This window comes from Limisphaerales bacterium (genome assembly GCA_014382585.1).
In the GTDB taxonomy this organism is placed as follows: Bacteria; Verrucomicrobiota; Verrucomicrobiia; order Limisphaerales; family UBA1100; genus JACNJL01.
In genome coordinates, this window is record JACNJL010000001.1 from 1 (window position 1) to 2,636 (window position 2,636).

Genomic DNA, 2,636 nt, shown 5'->3' on the forward strand with positions numbered 1-2,636 from the left:
GAGCTGCAGCGCTACGGCGTGGAGGTGATTGCGGTGGATGCGTATGCCAACGCGCCGGCAATGCAGGTGGCGGATCGTGCGCATGTGGTCTCGATGCTCGACGGCGACGCGTTGCGGGCAGTGATCGAACAGGAGCGACCGCATCTCGTCGTACCGGAGGTGGAGGCGATTGCGACGGATACGCTGGCGGCGATTGAGGCCGCGGGCGAGGTGGAAATCATCCCCACCGCGCGCGCCACGCAGCTGACGATGAACCGCGAAGGCATCCGACGCTTGGCGGCAGAAGAGCTGGGACTGCGTACGTCGCCCTTTGAATTTGCCGCGACGAAAGAGGAATTTTTGGCGGCCATCGAGAACATCGGGTTGCCGTGTGTGGTGAAGCCCATCATGTCCAGCAGCGGCAAGGGCCAAAGCACGGTGAAGACCGAGGCGGACATCGAGTCGGCGTGGCAATACGCGCAGGAAGGCGGCCGCGCGGGCGCGGGCAAGGTGATCGTCGAGGGCTTTGTGGATTTCGATTACGAAATTACTCAGTTAACGGTTCGGCACGTCGGCGGCACGAGCTTTTGCGATCCCATTGGCCACGTGCAGGTGGATGGCGATTACCGCGAATCGTGGCAGCCGCAGCCGATGACCGACGCGGCGCTCGCCAACGCGCGCGAGTACGCGCAGAAAATCACCGACGCACTCGGCGGCCGCGGCATCTTTGGTGTGGAGCTGTTTATCAAGGGCGACGACGTGTGGTTCTCCGAAGTCTCCCCGCGCCCGCACGACACCGGCATGGTGACGATGATTTCGCAGGATCTCCCGCAATTTTCCCTGCACGCACGCGCCATCCTCGGTCTGCCTATCCCGAACATCACCCAGCACGGCCCCAGCGCCAGCGCCGTCATCCTCGTGGAAGGCGAGAGCTCCAACGTCCGCTTCGGCAACCTCACCGCCGCCCTTGACGCGCCCGACACGCAGCTGCGCCTGTTCGGCAAGCCGCACGTCAAAGGCAAGCGTCGCATGGGCGTGGCCATCGCCCGCGGCAAAACCATCGACGAAGCCCGCGCCAAAGCCCGCACGGCGGCGGAGGCGGTGGACGTGCAATTGTAAGTTTTCTAAACTCTTCACAAAGCAGTGGGTTTTTTCTTTCTGCTCAAGCGGAACCGCAGAGCCGCAGAGACGCGGAGAATGATTTCCCTCCGCGGCTCTACGTGAGGAGGATGAGCCGATGATTTTTTTCTGTTCAATGTGGGCTGAGGGGACGACTCTTGGCGCATGAAATCCATCCCTTCCTCCACGAAATCTGTGCCCGCCTCGCGGCGTTCTTTTTTGAAAACCAGTGCCGCTCTGGGTGCGGCGGCCGCGTTGCCGTCATTTTCCATGCGCGCGGCGGCGAACAAGAACAGTGTGGTGCGCATGCTGCACATCGGCGTGGGCGGCATTGGCGGTATGCAGCGCGGGCAGTTGAAGGGCCACAAGAAGGTGGAGTTCGCGTTTCTGTGTGATGTGGATGCCGATGCGCTCAAGAACGTGGGGCGGCAATTGCCGAAGGCGAAACAGTTTGCCGATTACCGCGAGGTGTTTGAGAAGCATTTGAATGAATTTGATGCGGTGATTGTGGATACGCCGGATCTGCATCATGCGCCGATGATGACGCGGGCGCTGGCGGCCGGGAAACATGTCTACGGCCAGAAGCCGCTGGTGCATCAACTCGACGAGCTGCGCATGATCCGCGAGGTGCTGGCCAAGCGCCCGGAGCTGCACACGCAGATGGGCAATCAGCGCGCGTGCTTCACCGGCCGCATGCAGGCGGTGGAGATGCTCAAGAGCGGCCAGCTCGGTCAGCCGGTGGAGGCGCATGTGTGGACGGGCACGGTGTCGCGCGGGCATTACTTTGATGCGCCCTGGCGCGAATTGCCGCCGGCCAAGCCGGTCCCGGCGCACATGAATTGGAAGCTCTGGAATGGGCCGCTCCAGAAACCGATGCCGTACACCGACGACATCGCCCCGCGCCGTTGGCGGTCTTACTGGGAAACCGGCGGCGGCCAGCTCGCCGACTGGGGCTGTCACCTGATCGATCTGTTGTACTTTGCGTTCGACATGCCCGATCCCGAGGCGGTGGTGACCAACACCATTCGCCCTTCCAACGACAGTCACTCGGCCTACAACCAAAGCACCATCACGTATCCCGGCGGCAAAGGTTTCGCGCGCGATAAGTTTGTGATGCATTACAACGACAGCGGCCTCAACCCTTCGTGGGCCGCGCTGGGCCTGCCGCATCTGCGCGAGGGAGCCAACCGCACGCTGGTCATTTGCACCGAGGGCGCGCTGCTGCTCGAGCCGGGCGGCGGCATGAAAATTTTCCGCAAAGGCAAGCAGGTGGACAACGAGCCCAAACCCAAGGTGGAACCGCGCCATCACTGGCACGATTGGGTGGAATGCATCCTCGGCAACAAACGCCCGTTGTGGACGCCGTTCGGCATCGGCTCGCGCATCACCGAGCCCGCGCTGCTCGCCACCAAGGCCACGCGCTTCCCCGGACAGGAACTGCGATGGGACGCGAAGAACTACCGCTTCACCAACCACGAGCAGGCCAACAAAACCATCCTGAAGCGCGACTACCCGAAGGGGTTTGAGCCGGTTTAGGA

The 2,636-nt window shown here is 62.6% G+C and carries 2 protein-coding genes; both read left to right on the forward strand.

Translation table 11 applies throughout. The annotated features are described in order from the left end of the window. Nucleotides 1–1,098, forward strand: a 1,098-nt coding sequence (purT, locus tag H8E27_00005; GenBank protein MBC8324002.1) for a formate-dependent phosphoribosylglycinamide formyltransferase, incomplete at its 5' end; no start/stop codon positions are given. 165 nt (nucleotides 1,099–1,263) lie between these two features. After that, nucleotides 1,264–2,634 (forward strand): Gfo/Idh/MocA family oxidoreductase, encoded by a 1,371-nt coding sequence (locus H8E27_00010; protein MBC8324003.1) that lies wholly within the window; start codon nucleotides 1,264–1,266, stop codon nucleotides 2,632–2,634. The last annotated feature ends 2 nt before the right edge of the window (nucleotides 2,635–2,636 follow it).